Consider the following 24,600-nt stretch of genomic DNA (forward strand, 5'->3'; position numbering starts at 1 on the left):
CCACACCCCACACCCCACACCCCACACCCCACACCCCACACCCCACACCCCACACCCCACACCCCACACCCCACACCCCACACCCCACACCCCAACCCCCAACCCCCTCCTACCAATGACAGCCATAATCACGAAACCTGAACAATCAGGAGAATTATTGTTAAAATTGTCGCGAGAAACGGTTCCCACTATCGATAACGGTAAAATTCTCGAATTAAGAGAATCGGGAGCCAGTAAAGCTCAAGAATTAGCCATTCCTGGCAGAAAAGACGAAGAATGGCAATTCACCGATTTAAGTCAACTCTGGGCGATCGATTTTCGCGCCCCCCAAACCGTTACAATCGATAAAAATGCCCTAGCTGTTTTTTTACTGCCCGAAGCCAAAAACAGCCACCTAGTCTTCGTTAACGGCATTTATCAGCCTGAATTGTCCGATATCTCCGCTTTACCCCCCGGTGTCAGCGTCGGCAATCTTGCCAATGCACAAAAAGATGTTCTTGTCAACTATCTAGGCAAAGAAAAAACCCCCGAATTTTTTACCGCACTCAACCAAGCTGGACTAAGCGATGGGGCAGTAATTCACGTCACCGCTAACACCGTCGTCACAACCCCGATACATCTCCTATTTATCACCGTTGTGGAGGAAATTCCCCGCTTTTATCAGCCCCATAGCCTCATCGTGGCGGAAACAGGAGCTAGTGTCAATATTATCGAGAATTACGGGGCTTTAGCCGAATATTGCTCCGATTTACCCGTAAATTACTCTTATTTTACCAACGCTGTCACCGAAATTTACCTCGAAGCCAACGCCGAGGTCATCCATACCAGAGTACAACGGGAATCGGGAGATGGTTTTCACATCGGACGCACGATAATTGAACAAGGGCGCGATAGCCGTTACACTCTCAACGAGATAAATCTAGGAGCTAAACTCTGCCGTCATAACCTCGATATCCTGCAAAAAGGAGAACAAACCGAGACAAATCTGCACGGATTAGCCATGATTGCCGGACAACAAACCGCCGATACCCACAGCGCTATCTATCTCAACCATCCCCACGGCATCGCCAACCAACTGCATAAATGTATCGTTGATGGTAGCGCTCACGCCATCTTTAATGGTAAAGTGTTTGTTCCCAAACCCGCCCAATTAACCAACGCCTCCCAGTTAAATCGGAATTTGTTAATTTCTAACAAGGCACGAGTCAACACCAAACCGGAATTACAAATTACCGCCGATAACGTCAAATGTTCCCACGGGGCAACCATTAGCCAACTGGAAGCAGATGATTTATTCTATCTGCAAAGCCGGGGCTTAAGTGCCGACACTGCCCGCAGTTTGTTAATTGATGCTTTCTCGGCCGAGATTTTAGCTAAAATTCCTCTAGAATCCCTCCGCCAAAGATTGGGGCAATGTGTCGCCTGTCGCAGTGTGGAATAACTCTGCCGGGGTGGGTGTCAACCTGCCCAAAGTACCCCTCTGACTCCTGACTAAAATGACAATTATCCAAGAAAAAACCCTCGCCCAAAAAGTCCGCGCCGATTTCCCTATCCTCCATCAAAACGTACACGATAAACCCCTTATCTATCTCGATAGTGCCGCCACTTCCCAAAAACCCATTCAAGTATTAGAAACCCTGCGAAACTATTACGAAAAAGATAACGCCAATGTGCATCGGGGGGCGCATACTTTAAGTGTCCGGGCAACGGAAGCCTACGAAGGGGCCAGAGATAAGGTGGCTAGGTTTATTAATGCCGCTTCTCGTCAGGAAATTGTCTATACTCGCAACGCCACGGAAGCGATTAATTTAGTCGCCTACAGTTGGGCGTTAAATACCCTGAAAGCAGGGGATGAAATTATTCTCTCGGTGATGGAACACCACAGTAATTTAATCCCCTGGCAAATTGTCTGCCAAAAGACGGGGGCGGTGATTAAATATGTGCCATTAACCAGCGAAGAAAGCTTTGATTTAGAACAATATAAATCCTTGTTATCTGACAAAACTAAATTAGTTGCTGTCCTTCATGTTTCTAATACATTAGGCTGTATTAATCCCGTTGCCGAAATAGTCAGCCTTGCCCATCAAGTCGGGGCGAAAGTATTAATTGATGCCTGTCAAAGTGTCCCCCATTTAGCCATTGATGTGCAGTCCATAGATTGTGATTGGTTGGTGGCTAGTGGTCATAAAATGTGCGCCCCCACCGGTATTGGATTTTTGTACGGCAAAGAGGCCATTTTAGAGGCAATGCCGCCCTTTTTTGGTGGTGGCGAAATGATTGCAGAAGTCTATTTAGACCATTTTACCTGTGCCGAACTGCCCCACAAATTTGAAGCGGGAACCCCTGCTATCGGCGAAGCGATTGCCCTCGGTGCTGCAGTAGAATATTTAATGGGTTTAGGGATGGATAATATTCATGCCTACGAAGAAGAGTTAACCGCCTATTTGTTCAAAAAACTGGGAGAAATTGAGGGTTTAAGAATTTACGGGCCATCACCTAGTTTAACGGGCCAGGGTCGGGCTAGTTTAGCCGCCTTTAATGTGGAAGGGATTCATGCTAGTGATTTAGCTACTTTATTAGACCACGAAGGAATCGCTATTCGTTCCGGTCATCACTGTACCCAACCTCTACACCGCCTTTTTGATGCTTCTGGCAGCGCGCGGGCAAGTCTATATTTTTATAATACCCGTGAAGAAATCGAGCGCTTTATTGTCGCCCTACAGGAAACTATCGATTTCTTTGCCAATTGTTTTTCTTAGGGGGATTTCTAGCCCTTTTCCTGTTCTTAAAGAGTGAAGGAAGTTACTTATTATTATCAAGGAATTTGTCCCGAAACGGGCGAGTTATTGCGCTTGCCCCGCACTCTTTTGGCTGAAAAAATCGCCCAAGATTTGATGACAACTATCACCAATCCTCAAGGTAAAATGTATGGAATTTTGTTAGGAGAAAATGCTGCTGGCGAAATAGAAATTTTAAAAGCTTTTTCTGGACAGGGAGAAGCCACCGGCTGGGTTCCGTCCCTAGTGGGCAGAGAAAAAATTGTGCTGGAAGAAAAGCGAGTTTTGCAACTTTTAGAAACAATTAAACAGGAAATTATCACTTTAAAATCAATTCCCGAACATAATTTATATCGACTCAATCAAGCAAATTTTGAGCGCAAAATACAAGCTTTACAGCAACAACATCAAAACCATAAACAGGAACGAGATAGACTAAGAAATTTAGGAAATTTAAACTCAGAAGAATTAGAAAAGTTAAATAATCTCAGTCGTCAGGAAAAAAGAGCAAGAAAGCAATTAAAACAGGAACAAAAACAAGTTTTAGAACCACTAATTGAGAAAATAAACTTAGCCAATCAGAGAATTATTGAACTTAAGCAACAGCGTAGGAACCTCTCCAAACAGTTACAGGAATTGCTGTATCAATCCTACTGTTTAAATAACTTTTCTGGACAATCTCTCTCCTTAGCTAAATTGATGGGCAGTAATTTGTTACCGACGGGAACAGGGGAATGTTGCGCCCCGAAATTATTAAATTATGCCGCCATGAAAGGATTAAAACCCATCGCCATGGCCGAATTTTGGTGGGGAGAATCGAATCGAGATAGAAAACAGGGAGAATTTTATGGTGCTTGTCAAGAAAGATGTCAACCTCTCATGGGTTTTTTACTCTCTGGTTTACGTTCATCCTTAGAAATTATCTACGAAGACGAGGGAATAATTGCTATTAATAAACCCGCGGGATTATTATCGGTAGCAGGACGTTATCAAGATAGTCAAGATGCCGTGGTTCATCGTTTTCGTCGTCAGGGAAAAAATGTCATTCCCGTTCATCGTTTAGACCGGGAAACTTCGGGATTATTATTACTAGCTAAAAGTTTAGATATTTATCGTTGTTTATCCCAACAATTTCAACAGCGACAAGTGGAGAAAATCTATGAAGCTATATTACCAGAAATTATTGAGCAAGAATCGGGTATAATTGACCTACCTCTCTGGGGAAATCCGCAAAATCGACCCTATCAAACTGTGGACTGGCAAAGGGGAAAAGCTAGTCAAACCTATTTTAAAGTTATCGGTAAAGAAGGCAATTATTCTCGCCTCGAATTTATTCCCTACACGGGAAGAACTCATCAAATTCGCGTTCATAGTCAAGCGGGATTAGGGATAGGAATTTTAGGCGATTTTTTGTATAATGGTAAGCAGTCTGACCGTTTATACCTACACGCTAAACAATTATCTTTTCGTCATCCTCAGACCGAAACTAAAATTGACCTAATCATTCCCACTCCCTTTTGAGAGCGATAATTGCTAACGGTCAGAAAATAGATATGAGATCATCTATTGTAGTAGATATCTATGGGGGAAGTTCAGATATATATAAAAAACTGGCCGTTAGGATTCACGACGTTTTTAGTAATGTATAATGTGATGTATATACTTCAACTGGCTATGGTGAGCAAAATCCGCCAGCAAATTTATATATTTGTCTTTCATAACTAGCCTATAGTCAACGGATTCAGTATTACTCCTAATGAAGAACTATTTTTCAGCCGGGGGAAACCAATTATCATCTAATATTTGTTCGAGGGATATATGAGCGTCTGAATTGAGGGAAAAAAGCTGAGAAACCGATTTAATCGCCACTGGATAAACTTTATCATACATAGCCGCTAATTCTGGCCGTAAGCTGGGACTAAGTAGCTGGTTATAATTAAATTAAAAATGGATTTTAGGTTCGATCCCCCCTGCCCCCCTTGATAAGGGGGGTGCCGACAGGCGGGGGGATCTGACAACTTTTAACGCCTACCTACTTATCTTCTAAACGATGCTGAATTTGGGCGCGAAAATTGACTATTGCTGCCGCCCAATGATTACCTGACCGTTTTTTTTCTTCTTGCCAATAAGCCAGCTTTAAAAGCTGTTCGATAAGACGGGTTAACAGACTCATTAAAGCTCGTCTATCACTTTTCCCCATACTCTCGATTTCTTCAATTAAATTATCCCAATCCACCTGCTCAAAATTGCGCTCTCGTAACTGTTTTACCGTCTCTTTTAGCCATTGATTATAATCAGTTTCGTAGGCAGTTGACGACATAATTTAACTCTCCATAGAAAATTACTTAGTAGATTAAGAAAGGTTAATGGGTGTATCCATTGATAGATAGGGTTTTTCGGCTATTGTACTAGATATCTATGGGGGAAATCCAGATATATTCTAGAACGTGAGGTGTGGAACCTGACGCGATTGCCCCTAAAAATGCCAGGTTTTTGAACGTGGACTCGTTGAACCAAGAATCCCGAAGCGCTGGGGTGGGAGTATCAATCGGATTCTCTCAAGAAACCCGCTTTCTGACTTGTAGTAAGATTGAGGGCATAGTATGGCAATTTCGTAGGCCATGAAGGCAGCAGCAGTTATTGAACAGTACAAAAACGGGCGGCGGGATTTCCGGGGGGAATCCTTGCGAGGCGGTAACTTTCGCGGCGCGGACTTAGCGGGGGCGGATTTCAGTGGTTGTGATATACGCGGGACAAACTTTAGTCGGGCGAATTTGACGGGGACGAAGTTTGCTGGGGCGAAGGCGGGATTGCCGAAGCGCTGGGTGGTGATTTTATTGTTTGTCATATTATTATCTATTCTGGGTTCCAGTGTTTTTATATTGCTGGCTTCAGTTATTGTCATTCCCATGTTTGATGGAACCATTCTGTTAGATCAAGTAGGTGGGAATCCAAAAAATGCAAAGACTTGGGGAATAATTGCAGGCAGTATCTTGTCGATCTCATTATCTTTTATCAGCTATATTATCTTCCGTAGAAATATTGTAACTGGAGCCTTCATTCTGACTATTTCTGCGCTACTCCTTTTTCCTATTTTTCTGGCTGTATTTATGGGTGGAGCACTAGCTATTGCCGCAATCGTCATGTGCACGTTAAGCATAGGGCTTGCTCTTGTAATCTTTAGTTCTAAAGCGGTATCTTATCTATTAGCTTTTGCTATATCTTTCTCTGTGTTTCTGTTAAACTATGCGGGTCTAACGACGGAATCCGCATCTATTGCAAAGATATTCACTATCATTTTATACTTACTATTGGGGTCAATAAGTTGGCTGACCCTTAAACAAGAACACCGCGATCCTTGGTTGCGTAAAATTGTGATAGCCTTTGCTGCTATTGGTGGCACATCCTTTTTTCAAGCCAATTTAACCGAGGCGGATTTTACAGGAGCCACCTTAAAAAGTACCAATTTTAATCAGGCAATCTTGAATAAAACAATTTTTAAACAAGCAATTAAATTGGAATTAGCCCGCCCCGGCAATACCTTATTAGCCAATCCCCAAATTAGAGAATTTTTGATTGATTCCCGCACCGGAAGCGGAAAAGACTTTGCCCAAGCCAATTTACGGGGGGCATACCTGGAGGGGGCAAACCTGCAAGCTGCCAACTTGCGCCTAGCGAATATCAGTGAAGCCAGCTTGCAATACGCCAACCTTGCGGGGGCAAACCTCAGCGAAGTCAACGCCGTCAATGCCGATTTGCGCCATGCTACCCTGACGGGTGCTTGCGTGGAAAATTGGAATATTGATGCCACCACCCAACTGGATGAGGTGGACTGCCAGTATATTTACTTGCTTAATGGGCAAAAAGAGCGCCGCCCCAGTAGTGGCGAATTTCAACCGGGCGAATTTACTAAATTATTTGCCGAAATGTTCGACACCGTTGACCTCATTTTCCGCAATGGGGTAGATTGGAAAGCTTTCATTGCCGCCTTAAAAGAAGTGCAAGTGCAGAACGAAGACACGCCGCTTCAGGTACAGAGCATTGCCAATAAAGGAGATGGCGTGATAGTGGTAAAAGTCCATGTACCGTCCGACACTGATAAAGAGAAAATTCATCAAGAATTTAACCAAAATTATCAACTACAACTCGCAGCCATTGAAGCCCAATATAAGGCACAACTCACCGCCAAAGAGACAGAAATTGCCATCTATCGCCAACAAAGTGTTGATATGATGGAAATTACCAAAACCCTCGCCAACCGTCCCATCCATGTAGAGGCAAAAGCCATGAGCAATAGTAACGACAGTTCCCAAAATATTACCATCCGCGATATTAATAATTCTGCCGTCAATTTCGGCGAAATCATCGGCGATGTAACCAATACCATTAACCAAATTGCAGCCGATGCTTCCCCAGAAAATGCCCAACTCAAAGCCTTACTGCAAGAACTAACCCAGGCGATTGAAATTGACAGCCATTTAGATGAAGAGGAAAAAGCCGAAGCCGCCAACCAAGTGAAAAAGATTGCCCAAGCTAGTCAAAATCCTGATGATGCCGGACTGCAAAAGAAAGCCCAACGAGCGGTTAATTTTCTCGAAACAATTGCTAAAGCTTTGGAACCTGCCAGCAAACTTGCCCAAGCCTGTCAAAAAGCCTTACCGATAATTTTGAAAACATTAGGCTTCTGATAGGTTTGTAGTTGCGCTTTAGCGCAGTTCTAGTTAGGGCTATAGCATCGACTTGTCGCACTTTTTTTTAGTCCAAACTTGCGCCATTTCTAACCTATTAGTAACCCCAATAAACTTGTCTCCTTCCCCATCTAAACTATAATTAGCCGCATAGGTAGGGGTTGCTGAATAATGGTAAAACCCTTTTAAAATAAGGCTTTTGACCTGTTAAAGTCCGATGTTAGTGCAAGAAAATAGGATTGGGACTTTCAAAAACCTTGCATTATCCTTCTTGTAGTACATCGCTTGGTACAAAAAACAAGGGCAACAAAGCCTGAAACGACTGGCTACTGACTCCTGACTCCTGACTCCTACCCCCAGGAAAAACTTTTTCAGCAGACCCTAGGTATTAGCAGTAGGACACAACATTGACACTCCCATCGCGCTTAAGCGAGGGATTCTTGGTTCACTGAGTTTCCTTAATCTGACAGGACGTATCCAATCAAACCAGAGGGAATCTCTCCCCAAGCGTATTAGTTTCCGTGTGTCCCACGGTACTTAGTCCCTTTTTGAGAATATTGATAGCGGCGTTAATATCTCTATCTTCTACATAGCCACAATGGGGACAAACATGGGTTCTCGTCGATAGAGATTTAGGGACTTTTTGACCACAATTAGAACAGTTTTGACTCGTGTTATGGGGGGCTACTGCTACCGTAGCCTTACCATATTTAAAACCAAAATATTCTAACCATTGCCGAAAAGTTGACCAAGCCACATCATTAATAGATTTAGCTATTCTAGAGTTTTTTACCATGCCTTGAATATTTAAGTTTTCGTAAGCTATGAAATCGTTAGATTTAATGACGCGCAATGCCTCTTTTTCGACAAAGCCTTTACGTTGCCTACTTACTCTTAAATGCTTTCTAGCATATCTCTTTCTAGCTTTTTGGTAGTTGTTTGATTGGGGTTGACCTTTTCTAAACTTTTTAGATTTCTTCCGATTCAGTCGGTTTAATCTTTTTTCTGCTTGGCGATAGTATTGCGGTATTTCTACTGTTTCCCCATCACTATTAGCGTAGAAAACTTTTAAACCTACATCCAATCCCACACATCTTTTTGTTGGTTCTAGGGGTTTAGCATATTCCCGAATATCAACGCTAAGACAGAATTGGACATAATAACCATCCGCTCGTTTAACAATTCTAACTCGTTTAATTTGGTCTATAGGATAAAAGTTTAGGTCTCTAGTTCCTTTTAGTTTAACCGTCCCAATGTTTTTCTTATCTGTGAAAGTTATTTTCTTTCTATCCTCTGATAGTTTCCCCCCACAGTTTTTATATTCCACAGAACGATTATTTTTCTGAAACTTGGGATAGCCTTTTTTACCTTTTATTTTTTTCTTACAATTGTCATAGAAACGAGCAATAGCTGACCAAGCCCGTTCGGCCGATGCTTGTCTAGCAGTAGAATTTAGAGTATCGACAAACTTGAACTGTTTAGCGAGAACTGCACAATATTTATTGAGAGAATATTTATCGATTTTGTCTTCTCTCTTGGCATCCATCCAAAGCCTTAAAGCCTTATTACGGATGAATTGTACTGTACGAATAGCTTCATCAATGGCAGAACACTGACTTGGTTTAACCACGGCTTTCATTTCTAAGACAATCATTGTTTATCGACCTCAAACAACTTATTTTAAGTTAACCTGTAGAGCATCGGATTGTCAAGATTTTAGTGAACATTGAGCTTTTACATTGAGCCTGTCGAAATGTCGTGCTTCGCTGTTTTATACTGGTCGGGGTTTCATCCCGTCGCTAAAAGCGAGGGTCTTCACCCCGACATTCAAGATAAAACATAGCCTAAATGTCCTTTTGTTGCTGTGCCAAATCCTTTAGCCATAAAGAATCATCCTCAAGATAACAAATCGATGGAAATTGTCGATGATAGCTGAGATTCTATCACTTGATGACCGAGATTAACCGGTCGAGCATTTCCCTCTACCGGCGCGCAATAACGGGGAATTGGACTAGAAACGAGGCTTATATGACGGTCACTCACCGCTAATCCATGGCTAGGATCATAACCTTTCCAGCCGCCCCCCGGCAAATACACCTCTACCCAAGCGTGTAAATGTCTTTCTCCTTGGTCTAAATCTCCTTCTTGATAGCCACTGACAAAACGGGAAGCTAATCCCACACAGCGACACACATCCATAAATAAAACCACCAAATCGCGACAGGAACCCTGCTTATTTTTCCAAGTGTTTCCGGGTAGGTAGGGTTCCCCGGTAATACGAATAATTTGCTGACAATTTCGGTAAATTTTGTCATTAAGATTAAACAGGAAAGATAGCACCTGTCCCTCGGTTTCCTGCATAACTTCCTGGGCTAATGCTGCCACATCGGGGTCATTAGCTAACCCATAAAATTGTCTGTAGGGTTGCAATTGGCTGTGGAGGGAAATGGGATAATCAAAGGGTAAACAGGTCGCCCAAGGTTCCAATAAATACTGGAAAGGATTAACCCCATGGGTTTCCACTTCACTCACCACATCAATCAATAATTCTTCCGTCGGTTGATTAAACCAAATTTGTAAACAAGAATTGCCATCGAGGTCGATAATATTAGTTATTGTTAAAGGTTCTGGGTTAATTTTGAGCGTGAACTCTCGCAAAGTTTGCCCACCATCGGATTTTGGCCGCAAGCGCAGCAGATGGGGTGATAAAATCACGGGTTGATTATAGAAATAGTTAGTTTGATGCCGAATGTGATAACGCATTAAGTTATTAATTGGGATTGATATTGAAAGTTATTTACTGGCAGAGGTGGGGCAAGTTCGGGATTAAAAACAAAGAAAGTTTCTGTCATTTTTATTCCCACATCATTAACTCTTTTTTGAATATGGTCGAGGAATTCATGCAATCCCATTTCAATAATATCCTCGATAGTTAGATAACTCATTTCGGCACAAAGTCGCCCTAAACTTCTTTCTACTGAATTGCCCCAAGTTCCTACAGGAGTACCGGTAACTTGATGTAAACAGTGGTCTAATTCCCGCAGACAAAAGTGAATTGAACGAGGAAATTCTCGATTAAGAATTAAAAATTCGGCCACGTCACTAGGAGTAATTCGTCGTTGACATTTACGATACATTTCGTAGGCACTCACCGACCGCAGTAAAGCAATCCATTGAATTTGGTCTAGAGAAGTTCCTACCCATTGGGCGGAAGGCAAGAGATAATAGTATTTAACATCAAGAATTCTGGCGGTTTTATCGGCGCGTTCCTGTAATCTTCCCATAACGCCAAAATGCCAACCTTCATTATGAGTCATCGTCGCATCCATTACCCCCGCAAAACGGTGACTAGCCAATTTAACTTGGGTAAAAAAGTTCGGTAAAGTAGTTTGAGGATGGTAAGAGGAAGCATCTTTTACCATCAAGAAAAAACCATTAACCTGTTCCCACATTTCCGAAGAAATAATCTCGCGAACTGACCGAGCATTTTCTCGCGCCCAGCGCAAACAAGAGATAATTGAGTTACTATATTCCGTGTCAAATGTCAAGAAATTGATCACATTTTCTGCGGTGGCTGTGCCGTAACGTTTCTTGAATTGTTCTAAATCTCCCGTGGTTAAAACCAAAGGTTCCCACTGTTGCAAAACACTGGTAGGTACATCTAACATTAAATTAAGATTAACATCCATAAACCGGGCGACATTTTCCGCCCGTTCAATATAGCGATTTAACCAATAAATTGAATCAGCAACTCTACTAAGCATAATTAACTGGGAAAAAGTGAAAAGAAAAAAGAAAAGGGTAGGGTGGGTTACTAACCCACCAAAATTTTGATCATTGTCCTGATTACTTGGTTAAAACCCAAGTGTCTTTACTGCCACCACCTTGAGAGGAATTAACCACTAAAGAACCCTTTTTCAAAGCTACGCGAGTTAACCCCCCGGGATGCACATAAATTTCATCGCCACGATGGAGAATATAGGGACGTAAATCCACATGACGACCTTCAACTTCCGTGTCAATTAAAGTGGGAACCCTAGAAAGACTTAACACCGGTTGAGCGATATAATTGCGGGGATTAGCGGCAATGCGTGGGGCGAATTCTGCCCTTTGTTCGGGGGTAGCTTGAGAACCGACTAACATCCCATAACCTCCCGACTCATTAGCGGCTTTTACAACTAATTTATCGAGATTATTTAAGACATAATCTAAGTCCTTTTCTCGCCAACAAAGATAGGTAGGAACGTTATTTAAAATCGCTTCTTCTCCCAGATAATAACGGATCATATCCGGGACAAAAGCATAAATAACCTTATCATCGGCGACTCCCGTACCAGGAGCATTAGCTAAAGCGACGCGACCTTCCTGGAAAACTTTTAATAACCCTGGTACACCTAACATCGAATCGGGACGAAAAACCGCCGGATCTAAAAAGTCATCATCGAGGCGACGATAGACCACATCTACCCGTCTTAATCCCTTGGTGGTTTTCATTTGTAGATAACCATCAAAGACAACTAAATCACGCCCTTCCACTAATTCTACCCCCATTTGTTGGGCGATAAAAGAATGTTCAAAGTAGGCAGAATTATAGGTTCCGGGGGTCAAAACTACTACGGTGGGATTAGGTAATTGGGGCGGTGCTAAATTAAGGAGAGTTTCCAACAGATGGGAAGGATAATCATCTACCGGTTTAACATTCATTGTCTGGAAAATATCGGGGAAGGTGCTTTTCATTACCCGACGATTTTCCAGGACATAGGAAATACCGGAAGGAACCCGCAAATTATCCTCTAAAACGTACCATTGACCATCCTTATCGCGGACTAAATCGGTCCCCGTGATGTGACACCAGATACCTCCGGCGGGTTTCAGTCCCAGACAGGGTTTCAGAAATCCCGTCGCCGAGGCGATTAATTCGGGGGGAATAATGCCATCTTTAATGATTAATTGATCATTGTAGATATCGGAGAGAAAAAGATTGAGAGCTTTGATGCGTTGTTTCAGTCCTCTTTCTAAATAATCCCAGTCCTCAGCCGCGACAATTCGGGGAATAATATCAAAAGGAAAGATTTTTTCTACCCCTTGATTGTCGCTATAGACATTGAAAGTCACCCCCAATTCAAACAGGGCCGACTGAGCGGTTTCCCGGTGTTGTTGAAGTTCTTGGGGCGGCAGATTCTGCAACCATTTGATTAAAGGGGACGCGTGGGGACGAGGTTGACCATCATCTAAGAATAGTTCGTCGTAGAAGCCTTCGGGATCGTAGGTATTTAATAGCACACTGACCTCATTGCATACCTTACCTATTCCCAGTGTCGGACAATTGGCCTGATTTTTTGTAGTCTAGGAGACATTTTAAGGGAAATTTTAGGAAGTTAGCGGTTTTTCGGGTCTAGCGATCGCCAATTGATCCCCACCGGTGGAGAAACCTGACAAGAGCGAGAATTAGCCCTGAAAACTGTGTTACATTTTTTAAAGGTCACACCTTAAATCTTTCATTTTTCTTACTGGTTACGCGATGTTTACCAAACAAGTAACGGATTCCAAAGCCTATCAATGGTTTGAGGAACGCTTAGAAATTCAAGGGATCGCTGATGATATCAGCACCAAATACGTTCCCCCCCACGTTAATATCTTCTACTGTCTGGGTGGTATCACCCTTGTGTGCTTCGTGATCCAGTTTGCCACTGGTTTCGCCATGACCTTCTACTACAAACCCACCGTAGCAGAGGCCCTCTCCTCCGTACAGTACATCATGAACGAAGTTAACTTTGGTTGGTTAATTCGTTCTATCCATCGCTGGTCCGCCAGTATGATGGTCTTAATGATGATCCTGCACGTTTTCCGCGTCTATCTGACCGGTGGCTTCAAAAAACCTCGCGAATTAACCTGGGTCACTGGGGTTGTCCTGGCCGTAATCACCGTTAGCTTCGGTGTCACCGGTTACTCCTTACCCTGGGATCAGGTGGGTTACTGGGCGGTTAAAATCGTTTCTGGTGTACCTGCTGCTATTCCCGTCGTCGGTGATCAACTCGTCACCCTGATGCGCGGTAGCGAAAGCGTCGGTCAAGCAACTTTAACCCGTTTCTACAGCTTACATACCTTTGTACTACCCTGGTCGATCGCGGTCTTCATGTTGCTACATTTCTTGATGATCCGTAAACAAGGCATTTCTGGGCCTCTATAATTCAGAAAAATATCTCTGTCGATCCGAAATCATTTTTAGGAGACATTATCCATGTCCACATTAAAAAAGCCCGATCTCAGCGATCCCGCTCTACGCGCTAAGTTGGCTAAAGGGATGGGTCACAACTACTACGGTGAACCCGCTTGGCCCAACGATCTACTCTATGTCTTCCCGGTGGTTATCTTCGGTACAATCGGACTCTGCACCGGTTTAGCGATTATGGATCCCACCATGATCGGTGAACCTGCCGATCCTTTCGCTACTCCCTTAGAAATTCTGCCAGAGTGGTATCTTTATCCCGTTTTCCAAATTCTCCGCATTCTTCCTAACAAACTTCTAGGTATCGCTTGCATGGCTGGCGTTCCCCTAGGCTTGATGTTAGTTCCTTTTATTGAAAGCGTCAATAAATTCCAAAATCCTTTCCGTCGTCCCGTCGCTACCGCTATCTTCCTATTTGGTACTGTGGTCACGATTTGGTTAGGTATTGGTGCCACTTTCCCCATCGATATATCTTTAACTCTCGGTTTGTTCTAAGTTACTGAACTTCACCGGTTTTTTGCCCACGCTTGTGATTCCTGACTTTGGAAGAGCGATCGTGGGCAATTTTAATTGGGGTTTGCGGCAAAAAGTTTTTCTTGGGGGCAGGGTGTGGGGTGTGGGGTGTAGGGTTTTACCGATTTTCAGGTGGTCAACTACCTAATTTTCAGGGAAAAAGTCCAGGGATTTTCCTCCTGATCACTCCCAGTCCGGTACTTTTTGATTGACAAAAAGTCTAAAAGTCTTACCCAATAAGGTTTTTAGATTTATTCAGCCAACCCTAATTGTGATTTCCTCTAACGGGTAATTTGTTGTACCAAAGCGATGACATCGCTGCGGCTGAGTTTTTCCTTACCTAAAGCTAGGACTTCGAGAGTGCCATGGGCTAAAGCGAGGGGAATCTTACAAAAATCGAGTGCCGGCCCTTTCGGCAGCGATTGAGTGTAATAATCAGCTAATTTCAGATTACGACGGGCATAATTATGAATATCACTAATTGTCCAACCCTGGGGCAGAAAACTTACCCCCCGGCGCAGATCCTCCCCATGGTTGCGGGCAATATTAACCGCTTGTAAACCCCGTCCAAAACCGATGGCATAACTGCGATTAGTTTGAGTGCCGTCGTACCAATTCCAGAGGTCAGACAGCAATAAACCCACGGCACCGGCCACACTAAAGGTATATTGATCTAATTCCACTTCTGTGCGAATATCCCAGTTATTCCCGGCCCAGTAGGCCATGCGATCGGCCATGGCCGCCGTGGCATCCCAAACCCGGGGGGCGATCGAATCCGGTGCTAACATTGCCCATTCGCCAATTCTCAGGGTTACTTCCGGCAAAATCTCCCGATGGACTAAGCCAAAAGTAAAATCCTCTTTGGTAGAATTTTGGGTACCTGCTTGTAAATTCAGGCTAATTTGTCTTAATATCTGGGCTTTACTGAAGTTATCTAGGTCGGGATGGTCTTCTACTTCATCGATCGCCCTCATACAGAGATAAGCTGAGGCTACTGCCTCGAGCAGACGATCCGGTAAACGACTTATGGGAATATAAAAAGTTCGACTCGTTTCTTGCAGAATCGTTAAAGCATTATCGCGCAAATTCATTCAGTCCACTCCTCACGCCAACTTAGGTAACTACGAGTTAAACCAATCAGATAGATCGGTTTAGGTGATTCCGATGTTCCTAAGACAAAGTTGCTGTCTATTGTAGTATGATTATTCAAAATTTCCCGATTATTCTCGAAAAAATCAACCATTAGGGTCTTCTTGACAATTTTTCTTTCTCGTATAGCTGAGAGACAATTACGGCAATTTTTCGAGATTACAGGCTTAAAAGCGGTTTTTGCCCGTTTTTAAACAGTATTTTGCGGCTTCATGGCAGGGATTGAAAGGAGATCACTTGTAAAACCGGGCCGATCATGGCCAGAGTCATCACATCTGAGCGAATTTGACCTATAACTGTCACTTTTGCCTTTGTTTGGATTAATTCGGCGGGCGGTTCCATTAATTCGTAGGTTTGACCGTTATCGGCAATTAATGCCCAAGTTCCCGTGCCTATTTCGATTCTTTTTACCTGACCCGTTACACTAACACTCATGCTTTAATTTCCCCGATCGAGGCGATCGCAATTGCCGCCCCTGTTACAAGCATTGTATCGATATCTTTCCTCGGCATTGATTGCCAATTTTGTCAGACTTTAACCCCGTAAATCAGTTTTTTTTATCTAAAAAGCGATCACTACTTCCGCCACCACCGCTAAGAGGGAGGCCACAGCCGCTAAAATCATTATTTCTCGATCGGATTGTCTCATAACTAGGGTTTGCGGCAAAAAGTTTTTCTTGGGGGCAGGGTGTGGGGTGTGGGGTGTGGGGTGTAGGGTTTTACCGATTTTGAAGGGGTCAATTACCTAATTTTCAGGGAAAAAGTCCCTGAATTTTCCCCTCGATCACTCCCATATCTGGTACTTTTTGATTTACAAAAACTCTAAAAGTCTTAACCAACAAGGGTTTTACTATTATTCAGCAAGCCCTAACTATCTGAGTATAAATTACTAATCCTAGTCTATACCACATCTAACCTAGAGTTAAATTGATCTAAATTATTTTATCCATAGATAAAAAGCTATAAAAGTTATCGGCAAGAAGGGCGAAATCTTTTTCTGAATTACCCTGTATTATTTGTTCAGGAACCCTAATTAAGCCTAACTGTTAATAGCGTAATCATAGGCAATAACATTAGACTCCATAGGTATAAACCAATGGGAGATATTTTCTAGTTTTTGACGGATTTGATCGAGATGATCCTGCACGGGTTGCAGGAAAGTTTCGTACTGTTGTATCTGAGTTTTTAAACGCACTAATGCCAGATTAGCATCGCGCCATTGTCGCTCCTGTTCTTCAAATTCACGAGTTTTTTGCTCTAAATCCGACCATTGCTCATCAATAGTATCTCTGTTTTTTTGTAAATCCTCTTGTAGCTCCTTGATTTCTGCGGCTAAACGTTGACTTTCTTGGAGATTATTTTGATAACTATCCTCCAGGATAATTAACACTGGTTCAAAGCTACATTTTTGGGCATCTTCTGGGGATAAAATTCCTTGTCTCCGGTGCAGAATTTTCAGATGTTGAGAGCGAATAGCTTGCCTTTCTCGAAGATTACGTCTCTGTCCGACCAAAGTTTCCGCCAGCATTCCTTTTCTCTCCTGTTCCTCGGCTAATTCTTCTGCTAAATTAGCTCGCTGGGATTCATCTATTGTGGTCATTCTTGCTTCTAATTCTTCCACGGTTTGGGATTGGAGAGTTAATTCTTCCTCTTGGTCATTGACAAAAAGTTCCAAGCGATCGAGGTCTGTTTGTAAATTGTTAACTAAGCTCTCCAATTCTTCCAAAGGCATTTTTTCAAGAGCTTCTAGATCGATTTTACCATCAAAATCTAGGTCTGCTGCTTGGGCGAGACGAAGAAGCATTTGTCGAGTAGAATCAGTGGTTTGTAGGGTGAGGTTAAGGCGATCAAATAATTCCTGTTTTTGACTCAGAACAGTTTCTTGTATTTGTAGTTGTATTTTCGTTGTTTCCAAAGCACTGCGACTTGTCTGTAATTCCCTGGCTCTTTGTTCGAGATGATTGAGCATTTGTTCGTTGGCGACCTGACGATTTTCTACAGCTTTTTTCTGCTCCTCTAAACTCTGCCAACAACTATTTAAAATTGTCTGTTGTCCCTGCACAGATTCAAGAGTTGAATAGAGAATTTGTGAGGGAGAATTACCCAGATCGTGATTATTAGCTAAACTCTCCGCTAGAGAACGAATAAATTGTTGTTGTTCTGGGGAAAGATTGGGGGAGGAGTTGAAATTTATTTGTTCTTCTTCCAGGTGTCGCTGTTGCTCGATCAATTGTTGTTTTAGGTTTTCCAGTTCTTGTCTTTTGCCCTCTAAATAATCGAATTCTGCTTCTATTCGCTCAATTTGCTCAATTCTTGCCTCCATTTCCATTTTCTGGCGGTTGAGAATCTCGCTTTGATAGGTGAGGGATTGTTTCCACTGATCGATTTTCTCTTGATCTTCCTTATTGCGCTCGATCAAACGGGAAATCTTTTGCAGTTGTCGCACCATCTCTGCTCCCGCTAATTCCGGGTTTCCTTGCAGTTGACGATTATCGCTCAAATTCACCAAAAGAAGCGCACCTTCTCCTATGGAGTTAGTTTCGTCGTAGGTTAAGATATCGTTCCCCGCTATGGCACTCCACGTCTGATCTTTATGCTGACAGGCCAATAGTTTCAATTCAGTTTTGTAACCGCTGATAAAACCTCTAGTCTGTTTTTTTACTTCTGCAAGGTATAGCACGAGTAGTCTTCCTGTGTGATGAAAGTTTTTGTAATTGATTTTAGAGAGAGTTGATAATCGAGGCTAGGAGCGGCCTGTCTATGGTTTCAGTGTACCCATCGGCTGCCAAAAAATTTTTATTTTCTATCATTCGAGTTTTTCTTTTTGAGACATACATTTGTTCTCAATTTTTCCTCTTACCCACTGGAAAATTTTAAATTTTTGAAGATTTTTCAGCCCCAATTTACTGACCTAGTCTCAAAAAATTCGGCAGTCCATATCATAAATCGGCTCAGGTTTTCTCACCCCTTTTACCTCTGGCTGCAGTTTGAATAAGCTGACCACACATCTAAATGATCGGTTAAGACGGCGTGAGAGCGAGAGGCAAGGATAGAAAGCTAGACCTTTTGTACTGAAAATTGCCAAGGCTAGTTTAAATGCAGCAAAGCTTACTGAAAAATATCTTACATAATTAGCTTATCAGATTTATTATTAGTGACAAGAGGAAGGAAGACAGCGTTTCTCCTCAAGATGAAGTATGACGAGACTTGGCATCATCTCCAGACTAACACCTACTCTTCCAGTATTACCCAAGACCTTAGTACCTCACCATTAAGATAACTGCTCTAGGTTATTCTAGACTAAAAGAAATAGCGTCTAGTGGGGGAGATTCCGAGAAATTATGCAAGGAAGCTTCAATGAGATTGACATTCCCAGTATTTTACAATTGATTGAATTAGGACAAAGAACAGGAGAACTATTGATGACGATCTGAGTATTGGTGAAAAAGTCGAGAGTATTTTAGAAAATTCCAACTATTACTGGGGTCTTTTTCGTGAGAAGCTCTCGCTCAGGCTATAGAGATCGAAGCTGCTCTCATTCTCTGGGATATCGCCCTACCAAAACTCGACGGTTTAACCTGTCAAGGGGGGGCTGCTGGCAAGGGTAAAAGCCAAAATAGTGGGGGCAACCGATTATTTAAACAAACCTTTGAGCGAAAATGAGTTATGACTGCTGGTTGAGAGGGAAACCCCCTGATAAATTTCAGATTGCGTTGGAGGCAAAAATGGGAGCAATTTCGGAGCATCGGGTCAACGGGAACTATTATCGCGCCTCTTTTTCCCTTGTTATGCTTGGCGGCCTAGCTAGGTAGGGAGTTATGAGGGAAATATTGCTGGTAGAAGACAGCCAAACGCAACGGGAACTGATCTGTGATCTACTCCGCAATAGCGGCCTTAAGGTCACGATTGCCAAAGATGGGGTGGAAGCCCTCGAACATATTCAGAGAGGCAATCCCGATCTCGTTGTCCTCGATATCGTCATGCCCCGCCTCAATGGTTATGAGGTGTGTCGTCGTCTCAAGTCGGATCCAAAAACCAAAAATATCCCCGTGGTCATTTGTTCCTTGAAGGGGGAAGTCTTTGATCGCTATTGGGGCATGAAAATCGGAGCCGATGCCTACATTGTCAAACCCTTTAAACCGATTGAGTTCATTTGCACTGTTAAACAACTGCTGCGCCGATAAAATCGCCTTCACTGGGGACAGTCTAGCTATGCTATAGGTCAAGACGGGTAAAAACGCTGACCGAACTATTTATTAGTTGCAAGAGAACAAAACAAATGCTTAACGATAGCGATTTTTTTACTGGCGACGCTCAAAATACCGCCCCCGACACTCAGGAATTACAAACCCCCGTCGGTGAACTGCACTTGCGATTTTATCTACCCTCTCAGGACGAGTTTGCCCTTAGTGCGGTGGGCATTCGCGAGGTAATACAGCAACCACTCGATCGCATTACCCCAATTCCCAATGCTTCACCCTTGCTCCTCGGTGCGATCAATCTCCGGGGTCAAGTGATCTGGGTGGCGGATCTCGGTCAATTTTTGGGGGATAACAGCCGCTTAAATACCGATCGATCCGAAATTCCCGTAATTGTGATTGAAGAACAGGAAACGATCCTCGGTTTAGCGGTGCAACGTTTGGGAGATGTGGAATGGCTCGACTCAGATCAACTAGGTAGTGTCGTCAGTATTCCCGATCAGATTGCCCCCTATGTGCGGGGAAAGTGGATTCTGGGCCAAGAATCAAAAAAAACCTTAAGACTACTCGATCATCTGGCCATACTCCGTTCTACCCTTTGGGAGGCTTAAAACCTCAAAAAAATAGCAGAATAGCATTTATAGTAATTATTTCTTGAAACCACTAACTACTTGATCACTTTATCTTTACTAGGGGAGGGGCAAATGCCGTCAGGAAAAGAATATGCGAAACTCTATGGAAAGGCGAACACCGCCTATTGCCAGGGCAACCTTGAGGGTGCCGCCGTCATTGTCAAAGAAATGATCAGCAAGTATCCCGATGATGCCAATGTCATCCTTTTACAGGGACATATTTATCTAGGACTACAACAATACAGCTTGGCCGAGGGACGTTACGAAAAAGTGCTGGAATTGGCTAAAAATTCTGCCAATTTCTTTGATCTAGTAGATTATGCTCGACGGGGTCTCGATCAGATTCAGCAATTGCGTTTTGAAGCCGAGAATGGAGATTTTATGATCGCTGCTGCGGAAAGCATCGCCTACAGTGAGGCAGCTTTCGATCCCAGTCAAGGTTTCAGCAATTCTTTGTCCGGGGGGTCGCAAGCGGCTGCTCTCGAGCGGCAACAGGAGGTAATGGACTGGGATAGTGGTCTTTTTAATGACGAGGATCTCGGAGAGCCTACGGCGGGTACAGTTGATTCCTATGGCGATGATTTTGGGGAATCCGAGGCAACCGCCTTTAGTTCCCTTATCCTGGCTGGTTCAGACTCTCAAGGTTCCCACTGGTCTGGGGATTTTGCGGATGGAGAACCCCCTTTCCCCTTTTTAGAAGCAGCGGAGATTGACTCGCTCCAGGAAGGGTGGGGCGGTGGGTTCGGGTCAACGGGAGAAGGCACTTTTACGGCTTCCTCTGACTGGCGGGAAAATCCCGTCACCGGGAGAGATCAGGAGTTATCCTATGCCGATACCCTAGAACCAGGCACTTTTGCCATTGATCCGCAACCGCCCCACCGACAAGGGGCGAAAACTGACCTTAATCAGGGCAGAGTCACTCAAAAAAGATACGAGGGAGACGAAGCCAGAGATTTTAGAGAACTAAAACTCAATGATGAGGATTTAGACGGTTTTTCCCAACTGCATCTGACGGATATAGCCGAAGAAGTGGGGGAATCGGAGCTATTTACTGGTTCGGGAGAGGAAGCTTTAACTGCTGGTTTTGTCCCCGAACCCAGTGCGCGCCTTAATGCCAGTTCTGCTGTGGGAGAGCCTAGTTTTCATCCTTCTCGTCTAGAAATCCCCGATGACACAAGAGATAGTCATCTTGGTCCTGTTTCCGAGCGCCTGCTCCGGCCAGTGGTGGAAGTCAATCCGGGCAAATTGGCCTTTTTTGTCAATGCTTCTTTGGGCAAAAAACAACTAATCCTAGCGGCTTTAGCGGGTATTACCCCTGTAATCTTAATTTTTGCCGTTAGTACCACCTCTTGGCTATTTTCTCTATCGGCTGCCAAACCGGGCCCGAATAGCAAGGAAAAAACCGAAAAAGTTGCCCCGAAACCAGCCCCAGCCAGCCTTTCCCCTTTCAGTCAACCGGTACTAACCGAGATGTTATTAACTGGACTGGGAGCTTTTGCCCTAACTTGGCTAGGTTTACAGTTGCTAATTAGTCAGATTAAGCGCAGTCTCGAGGATTTGCAAAGCCAATTCGATCATCTCTCGGAAGGCAATTTTAACGCTAAAGCGAAGATCTACTCCGAAGATGAATTCGGTCAACTGGCCAATCGTTTCAATCAGATGGCCTGGGTGGTGGCAACTACCACCACCCAGGCCCGAGGCCGCGCCGCCGAAACGGAACGGGAACGGGAAGATCTACAAAGGCAAGTGATTCGACTTCTCGATGATGTGGAAGGAGCGGCTCGGGGGGATCTGACCGTGAAGGCGGAGGTAAGTGCCGATGTTTTAGGGGCGGTGGCCGATGCTTTTAATTTGACTATCCAAAACCTGCGCGAAATTGTCCGACAGGTGAAAAAAGCGGCAAAACAGGTGAATCAAGCCAGTACTAATAGTGAATCTTTCGCCCGCAATCAGTCTAGCGATGCCCTGCGGATGGCGGAGGAATTGGCCGTCACCCTTAATTCGGTACAGATGATGACCGACTCAATTCAACGGGTGGCAGAAAACGCCAGAGAAGCCGAAGAAGTCGCCCGCACTTCCTCGATTACCGCTCTAAAGGGGGGTGATTCCGTGGAAAGAACCGTGGCGGGAATTCTGCAAATCCGCGACACCGTATCAGAAACGGCGCGAAAAGTCAAGCGTTTGGCGGAAGCTTCCCAGGAAATCTCGAAAATTGTCGCGGTAGTCTCTCAGATTGCCTCGCGGACTAATTTATTGGCTCTTAATGCCTCGATTCAAGCGGCGCGAGCGGGAGATGCGGGCCGCGGTTTTGCGGTGGTGGCCGATGAGGTGCGTCAGTTGGCCGATAGAGCTGCTAAATCTCTTAAGGAAATTGAACAGATCGTTTTACAGATTCAATCGGAAACGGGTTCGGTAATGACGGCAATGGAGGAGGGGATTCAACAGGTTATCGATGTCACCGAGCGCTCGGAACAGGCGAAGAAGTCCCTAGAAGATATTATCCAAGTTTCTAACCGCATCGATACGCTGGTGCGATCGATTACCGCCGATACGGTCAAACAACGGGAAAATTCCCTCAATGTCGCCCAAGTTATGCAGTCGGTGGAGTTAACCGCTCAGGAAACTTCCCAAGAATCTCAACAGGTGGCGGGTTCTTTGCAAAAATTGGTGAGTATCTCCCGGGAGCTGCTTTCTTCGGTAGAACGGTTTAAGATAGACTCGGAAGATAATTAATAATCGATGAGTGGTAATCAGTGGGTTATTGATCAGCTGCTATCGCTCAAGATTAACCGCTAGAGTTGATAAAGTTATGCCTAAACTTAGTCTCTGCATGATTGTCAAAAATGAAGCCGAAAATCTCCGGCGCTGTTTGGATAGCGTTAAAGAGGTGGTGGATGAGATGATCGTTATGGATACGGGTTCGACCGATGATACGATTGCTATTGCTCAAAGTTACGGTGCTATAGTTCCTAGCTACAATTGGCGGGGTAATTTTTCCGATGCCAGAAATGAGGCTTTAAAATATGTTACTGGTGATTGGATTTTAGTTCTTGATGCCGATGAGGAATTAAATCCCGCTATCGTACCGAAAATGCGTCGGGCTATGGAAAAAGAGGAAAATTTAGTTATTAATTTAATCCGCCATGAAATCGGAGCCATACAATCACCCTATTCTCTAATTTCGCGGCTATTTCGCCGACATCCTCAAGTCACTTTTACCCGTCCCTATCACTCAATTATTGATGATAATGTGGCTATTTTATTAAAAAAAGAGCCTGATTGGAAAATAGTTGAACTGCCAGAAATTGCGATATTTCACTACGGTTACACCGTCGATAAAATAGCCAGCCTAGATAAGTTTGAACGGGCAAGAAAAGCGATGGAGGGCTTTTATCAACAACATCCCCACGATCCCTATGTGTGTAGTAAATTGGGAGGGTTATATCTGAAGATTGGCAGGGATAAAGAGGGTTTTAAGCTGCTCAAACATGGTTTAAAATGCCATGGCTCTAATCCACATATTTTATACGAGTTATATTATCATCTCGCTAATTATTATTATTCAGTGGAGGAATTTAAGCAATCAGGCGATCATTTTGTTAAAGCGATTAAGCAGCCAATTTTAGATAAATTAAAACTGGGTGCTTATAATAATTTCGGTGGGTTATTGTACGAAGCAGAAAAATACGAAGCTGCCTTATCTGTCTTTGATAAAACCGTAGAAATTGATCCTAGCTATGCCGATGGTTACTATAATTTAGGACTGGTTCTCAAACAACTGCACCGGCTACCAGAATCGATTAAAGCTTATAAAAAAGCTCTCAAGTTAAACCCCGATAATCCCACTATTTACCAAAATCTAGGGGTGGCTTATATAGTTTTCGGTAGTTATAATGAGGCGATCAAGATTTGGCAAAAAGGCCTACAATTATTGAAAGATCAGGGTAATATCTCTCGCGCTGAAATGCTGCAAGAAACCCTAAAAGCTCTGGGAGCAAGTGTATTGAAGGATGAAAAGTAACTGTTCAGAGTTGTTGGCAAGATTGGGAGCAGCCACTGTACTAAAATTGCCAATAGGCAGTTTAAATGCAGTACATCTGATTGCTAAAACCCTGTCTAGTCAACTCCTGTGAGGATTTTTCCGACGGCAGTTGAATTTAGAAGCCAAATTAGATGATTATTGGGATGAAAATATAGGAATTAAAATGAGTTGGACAATTTATTTTGAAGAGTATATTTTACGAGAGATAAAACAGCCACTGGTATTGGCTTTCTCAAGGGGTGACAGAACAGTTAAAAAGCTTGCTTTATAAGGCTCATAGCCGTTAACCCTTTGGAGAAATAAGGGTTTTTCTGGGGTTTGAGGCGGATCAAAGAAAAGGCAAGTTCCGAGAAAGTATCCATCGACTCAACC

19 protein-coding genes and 3 pseudogenes are annotated in these 24,600 nt (G+C 43.6%); 13 read left to right on the top strand and 9 right to left on the bottom strand.

Annotation, left to right across the window (positions count from 1 at the left end; genetic code table 11):
• Positions 1 to 115: 115 nt before the first annotated feature.
• Genes sufD through IM496_RS07855 form a run of 3 tightly spaced genes read left to right on the top strand, consistent with a single transcriptional unit; the run spans position 116 to position 4,298 of the window.
• Positions 116 to 1,441: a Fe-S cluster assembly protein SufD gene (gene sufD / locus IM496_RS07845; protein ID WP_287661679.1), complete on the top strand. Its 1,326-nt coding sequence runs from the start codon at positions 116 to 118 to the stop codon at positions 1,439 to 1,441.
• 55 nt (positions 1,442 to 1,496) lie between these two features.
• A complete protein-coding gene (locus tag IM496_RS07850; RefSeq protein ID WP_287661680.1) occupies positions 1,497 to 2,759 on the top strand; it encodes a SufS family cysteine desulfurase in 1,263 nt (420 codons plus the stop codon).
• Positions 2,760 to 2,792: 33 nt separating this feature from the next.
• Positions 2,793 to 4,298 (top strand): RluA family pseudouridine synthase, encoded by a 1,506-nt coding sequence (locus tag IM496_RS07855; protein WP_287661681.1) that lies wholly within the window; start codon positions 2,793 to 2,795, stop codon positions 4,296 to 4,298.
• A gap of 243 nt (positions 4,299 to 4,541) precedes the next feature.
• Here IM496_RS07855 and IM496_RS07860 read toward each other — a convergent pair.
• Positions 4,542 to 4,697: pseudogene (locus IM496_RS07860) on the bottom strand (DUF29 domain-containing protein); the annotation flags it as partial.
• A 118-nt stretch (positions 4,698 to 4,815) separates the two neighbouring features.
• A pseudogene (locus IM496_RS07865) lies at positions 4,816 to 5,097 on the bottom strand (DUF29 domain-containing protein); the annotation flags it as partial.
• Positions 5,098 to 5,398: 301 nt separating this feature from the next.
• Between IM496_RS07865 and IM496_RS22665 the strand changes: the two are divergent.
• Together IM496_RS22665 and IM496_RS07875 are read left to right on the top strand one after the other, a co-directional pair.
• Positions 5,399 to 5,657 (top strand): annotated as a pseudogene (locus IM496_RS22665) (pentapeptide repeat-containing protein); the annotation flags it as partial.
• Positions 5,658 to 6,148: 491 nt separating this feature from the next.
• Positions 6,149 to 7,465, top strand: a complete 1,317-nt coding sequence (locus IM496_RS07875) for a pentapeptide repeat-containing protein (protein WP_502861715.1) — start codon at positions 6,149 to 6,151, stop codon at positions 7,463 to 7,465.
• A 481-nt stretch (positions 7,466 to 7,946) separates the two neighbouring features.
• Here the strand turns inward: IM496_RS07875 and IM496_RS07880 are convergent, their stop codons facing one another.
• The 4 genes from IM496_RS07880 to IM496_RS07895 form a co-directional block, all read right to left on the bottom strand.
• Complete coding sequence (locus tag IM496_RS07880) at positions 7,947 to 9,119, bottom strand: RNA-guided endonuclease InsQ/TnpB family protein (RefSeq protein WP_287661682.1); 1,173 nt, start codon at positions 9,117 to 9,119, stop codon at positions 7,947 to 7,949.
• A 242-nt stretch (positions 9,120 to 9,361) separates the two neighbouring features.
• Positions 9,362 to 10,228, bottom strand: a complete 867-nt coding sequence (locus IM496_RS07885) for a transglutaminase family protein (RefSeq protein ID WP_287661683.1) — start codon at positions 10,226 to 10,228, stop codon at positions 9,362 to 9,364.
• Entirely contained in the window at positions 10,228 to 11,229 is a 1,002-nt protein-coding gene (locus IM496_RS07890) for an alpha-E domain-containing protein (protein ID WP_194015911.1), read from the bottom strand. The genes IM496_RS07885 and IM496_RS07890 overlap by 1 nt, the downstream gene beginning before the upstream one ends.
• A gap of 82 nt (positions 11,230 to 11,311) precedes the next feature.
• A complete protein-coding gene (locus IM496_RS07895; RefSeq protein ID WP_104396685.1) occupies positions 11,312 to 12,748 on the bottom strand; it encodes a circularly permuted type 2 ATP-grasp protein in 1,437 nt (478 codons plus the stop codon).
• A 238-nt stretch (positions 12,749 to 12,986) separates the two neighbouring features.
• Here IM496_RS07895 and petB point away from each other — a divergent pair, with 238 nt between their 5' ends.
• Both petB and petD read left to right on the top strand, forming a co-directional pair.
• The gene (gene petB, locus IM496_RS07900) at positions 12,987 to 13,655 is read left to right on the top strand and encodes a cytochrome b6 (RefSeq protein WP_002738970.1); all 669 of its coding nucleotides are present in this window, start codon (positions 12,987 to 12,989) and stop codon (positions 13,653 to 13,655) included.
• A gap of 51 nt (positions 13,656 to 13,706) precedes the next feature.
• A complete protein-coding gene (gene petD, locus IM496_RS07905; protein ID WP_002738373.1) occupies positions 13,707 to 14,189 on the top strand; it encodes a cytochrome b6-f complex subunit IV in 483 nt (160 codons plus the stop codon).
• A 299-nt stretch (positions 14,190 to 14,488) separates the two neighbouring features.
• Here the strand turns inward: petD and IM496_RS07910 are convergent, their stop codons facing one another.
• The 3 genes from IM496_RS07910 to hmpF form a co-directional block, all read right to left on the bottom strand.
• The gene (locus tag IM496_RS07910; RefSeq protein ID WP_069475044.1) at positions 14,489 to 15,298 is read right to left on the bottom strand and encodes a squalene/phytoene synthase family protein; all 810 of its coding nucleotides are present in this window, start codon (positions 15,296 to 15,298) and stop codon (positions 14,489 to 14,491) included.
• 268 nt (positions 15,299 to 15,566) lie between these two features.
• Positions 15,567 to 15,791 carry a hypothetical protein gene (locus tag IM496_RS07915; RefSeq protein WP_104396687.1) on the bottom strand — a complete coding sequence of 75 codons (225 nt, stop codon included), beginning with the start codon at positions 15,789 to 15,791 and terminating at the stop codon, positions 15,567 to 15,569.
• Between the two features lie 603 nt (positions 15,792 to 16,394).
• Positions 16,395 to 18,035, bottom strand: a complete 1,641-nt coding sequence (gene hmpF / locus IM496_RS07920; protein ID WP_194018360.1) for a pilus motility taxis protein HmpF — start codon at positions 18,033 to 18,035, stop codon at positions 16,395 to 16,397.
• A 661-nt stretch (positions 18,036 to 18,696) separates the two neighbouring features.
• Between hmpF and IM496_RS07925 the strand changes: the two genes are divergently transcribed.
• From IM496_RS07925 to IM496_RS07950, 6 genes are all read left to right on the top strand, one after another.
• The gene (locus IM496_RS07925) at positions 18,697 to 18,789 is read left to right on the top strand and encodes a DUF4388 domain-containing protein (protein ID WP_228009813.1); all 93 of its coding nucleotides are present in this window, start codon (positions 18,697 to 18,699) and stop codon (positions 18,787 to 18,789) included.
• 384 nt (positions 18,790 to 19,173) lie between these two features.
• Complete coding sequence (locus IM496_RS07930) at positions 19,174 to 19,539, top strand: response regulator (protein ID WP_110579001.1); 366 nt, start codon at positions 19,174 to 19,176, stop codon at positions 19,537 to 19,539.
• A gap of 95 nt (positions 19,540 to 19,634) precedes the next feature.
• Positions 19,635 to 20,165: a chemotaxis protein CheW gene (locus tag IM496_RS07935; protein WP_194017694.1), complete on the top strand. Its 531-nt coding sequence runs from the start codon at positions 19,635 to 19,637 to the stop codon at positions 20,163 to 20,165.
• Between the two features lie 93 nt (positions 20,166 to 20,258).
• Positions 20,259 to 22,919 (top strand): methyl-accepting chemotaxis protein, encoded by a 2,661-nt coding sequence (locus tag IM496_RS07940; RefSeq protein WP_287661684.1) that lies wholly within the window; start codon positions 20,259 to 20,261, stop codon positions 22,917 to 22,919.
• Between the two features lie 76 nt (positions 22,920 to 22,995).
• A complete protein-coding gene (locus IM496_RS07945) occupies positions 22,996 to 24,207 on the top strand; it encodes a glycosyltransferase (RefSeq protein ID WP_194017690.1) in 1,212 nt (403 codons plus the stop codon).
• A gap of 130 nt (positions 24,208 to 24,337) precedes the next feature.
• Complete coding sequence (locus IM496_RS07950; RefSeq protein ID WP_265578363.1) at positions 24,338 to 24,499, top strand: AAA-like domain-containing protein; 162 nt, start codon at positions 24,338 to 24,340, stop codon at positions 24,497 to 24,499.
• Positions 24,500 to 24,600 lie beyond the last annotated feature (101 nt).

Source organism: Microcystis sp. M049S2, assembly GCF_020245625.1.
GTDB lineage: Bacteria > Cyanobacteriota > Cyanobacteriia > Cyanobacteriales > Microcystaceae > Microcystis > Microcystis ichthyoblabe_A.

Excerpts from the sequence above, each read along its gene's own strand:
- sufD (WP_287661679.1), top strand. The coding sequence starts at position 116 with ATGACAGCCATAATCACGAAACCTGAACAATCAGGAGAATTATTGTTA.
- IM496_RS07850 (WP_287661680.1), top strand. The coding sequence starts at position 1,497 with ATGACAATTATCCAAGAAAAAACCCTCGCCCAAAAAGTCCGCGCCGAT.
- IM496_RS07880 (WP_287661682.1), bottom strand. The coding sequence starts at position 9,119 with ATGATTGTCTTAGAAATGAAAGCCGTGGTTAAACCAAGTCAGTGTTCT.
- IM496_RS07885 (WP_287661683.1), bottom strand. The coding sequence starts at position 10,228 with ATGCGTTATCACATTCGGCATCAAACTAACTATTTCTATAATCAACCC.
- IM496_RS07890 (WP_194015911.1), bottom strand. The coding sequence starts at position 11,229 with ATGCTTAGTAGAGTTGCTGATTCAATTTATTGGTTAAATCGCTATATT.
- petB (WP_002738970.1), top strand. The coding sequence starts at position 12,987 with ATGTTTACCAAACAAGTAACGGATTCCAAAGCCTATCAATGGTTTGAG.
- petD (WP_002738373.1), top strand. The coding sequence starts at position 13,707 with ATGTCCACATTAAAAAAGCCCGATCTCAGCGATCCCGCTCTACGCGCT.
- IM496_RS07910 (WP_069475044.1), bottom strand. The coding sequence starts at position 15,298 with ATGAATTTGCGCGATAATGCTTTAACGATTCTGCAAGAAACGAGTCGA.
- IM496_RS07915 (WP_104396687.1), bottom strand. The coding sequence starts at position 15,791 with ATGAGTGTTAGTGTAACGGGTCAGGTAAAAAGAATCGAAATAGGCACG.
- IM496_RS07925 (WP_228009813.1), top strand. The coding sequence starts at position 18,697 with ATGCAAGGAAGCTTCAATGAGATTGACATTCCCAGTATTTTACAATTG.
- IM496_RS07930 (WP_110579001.1), top strand. The coding sequence starts at position 19,174 with ATGAGGGAAATATTGCTGGTAGAAGACAGCCAAACGCAACGGGAACTG.
- IM496_RS07935 (WP_194017694.1), top strand. The coding sequence starts at position 19,635 with ATGCTTAACGATAGCGATTTTTTTACTGGCGACGCTCAAAATACCGCC.
- IM496_RS07940 (WP_287661684.1), top strand. The coding sequence starts at position 20,259 with ATGCCGTCAGGAAAAGAATATGCGAAACTCTATGGAAAGGCGAACACC.
- IM496_RS07945 (WP_194017690.1), top strand. The coding sequence starts at position 22,996 with ATGCCTAAACTTAGTCTCTGCATGATTGTCAAAAATGAAGCCGAAAAT.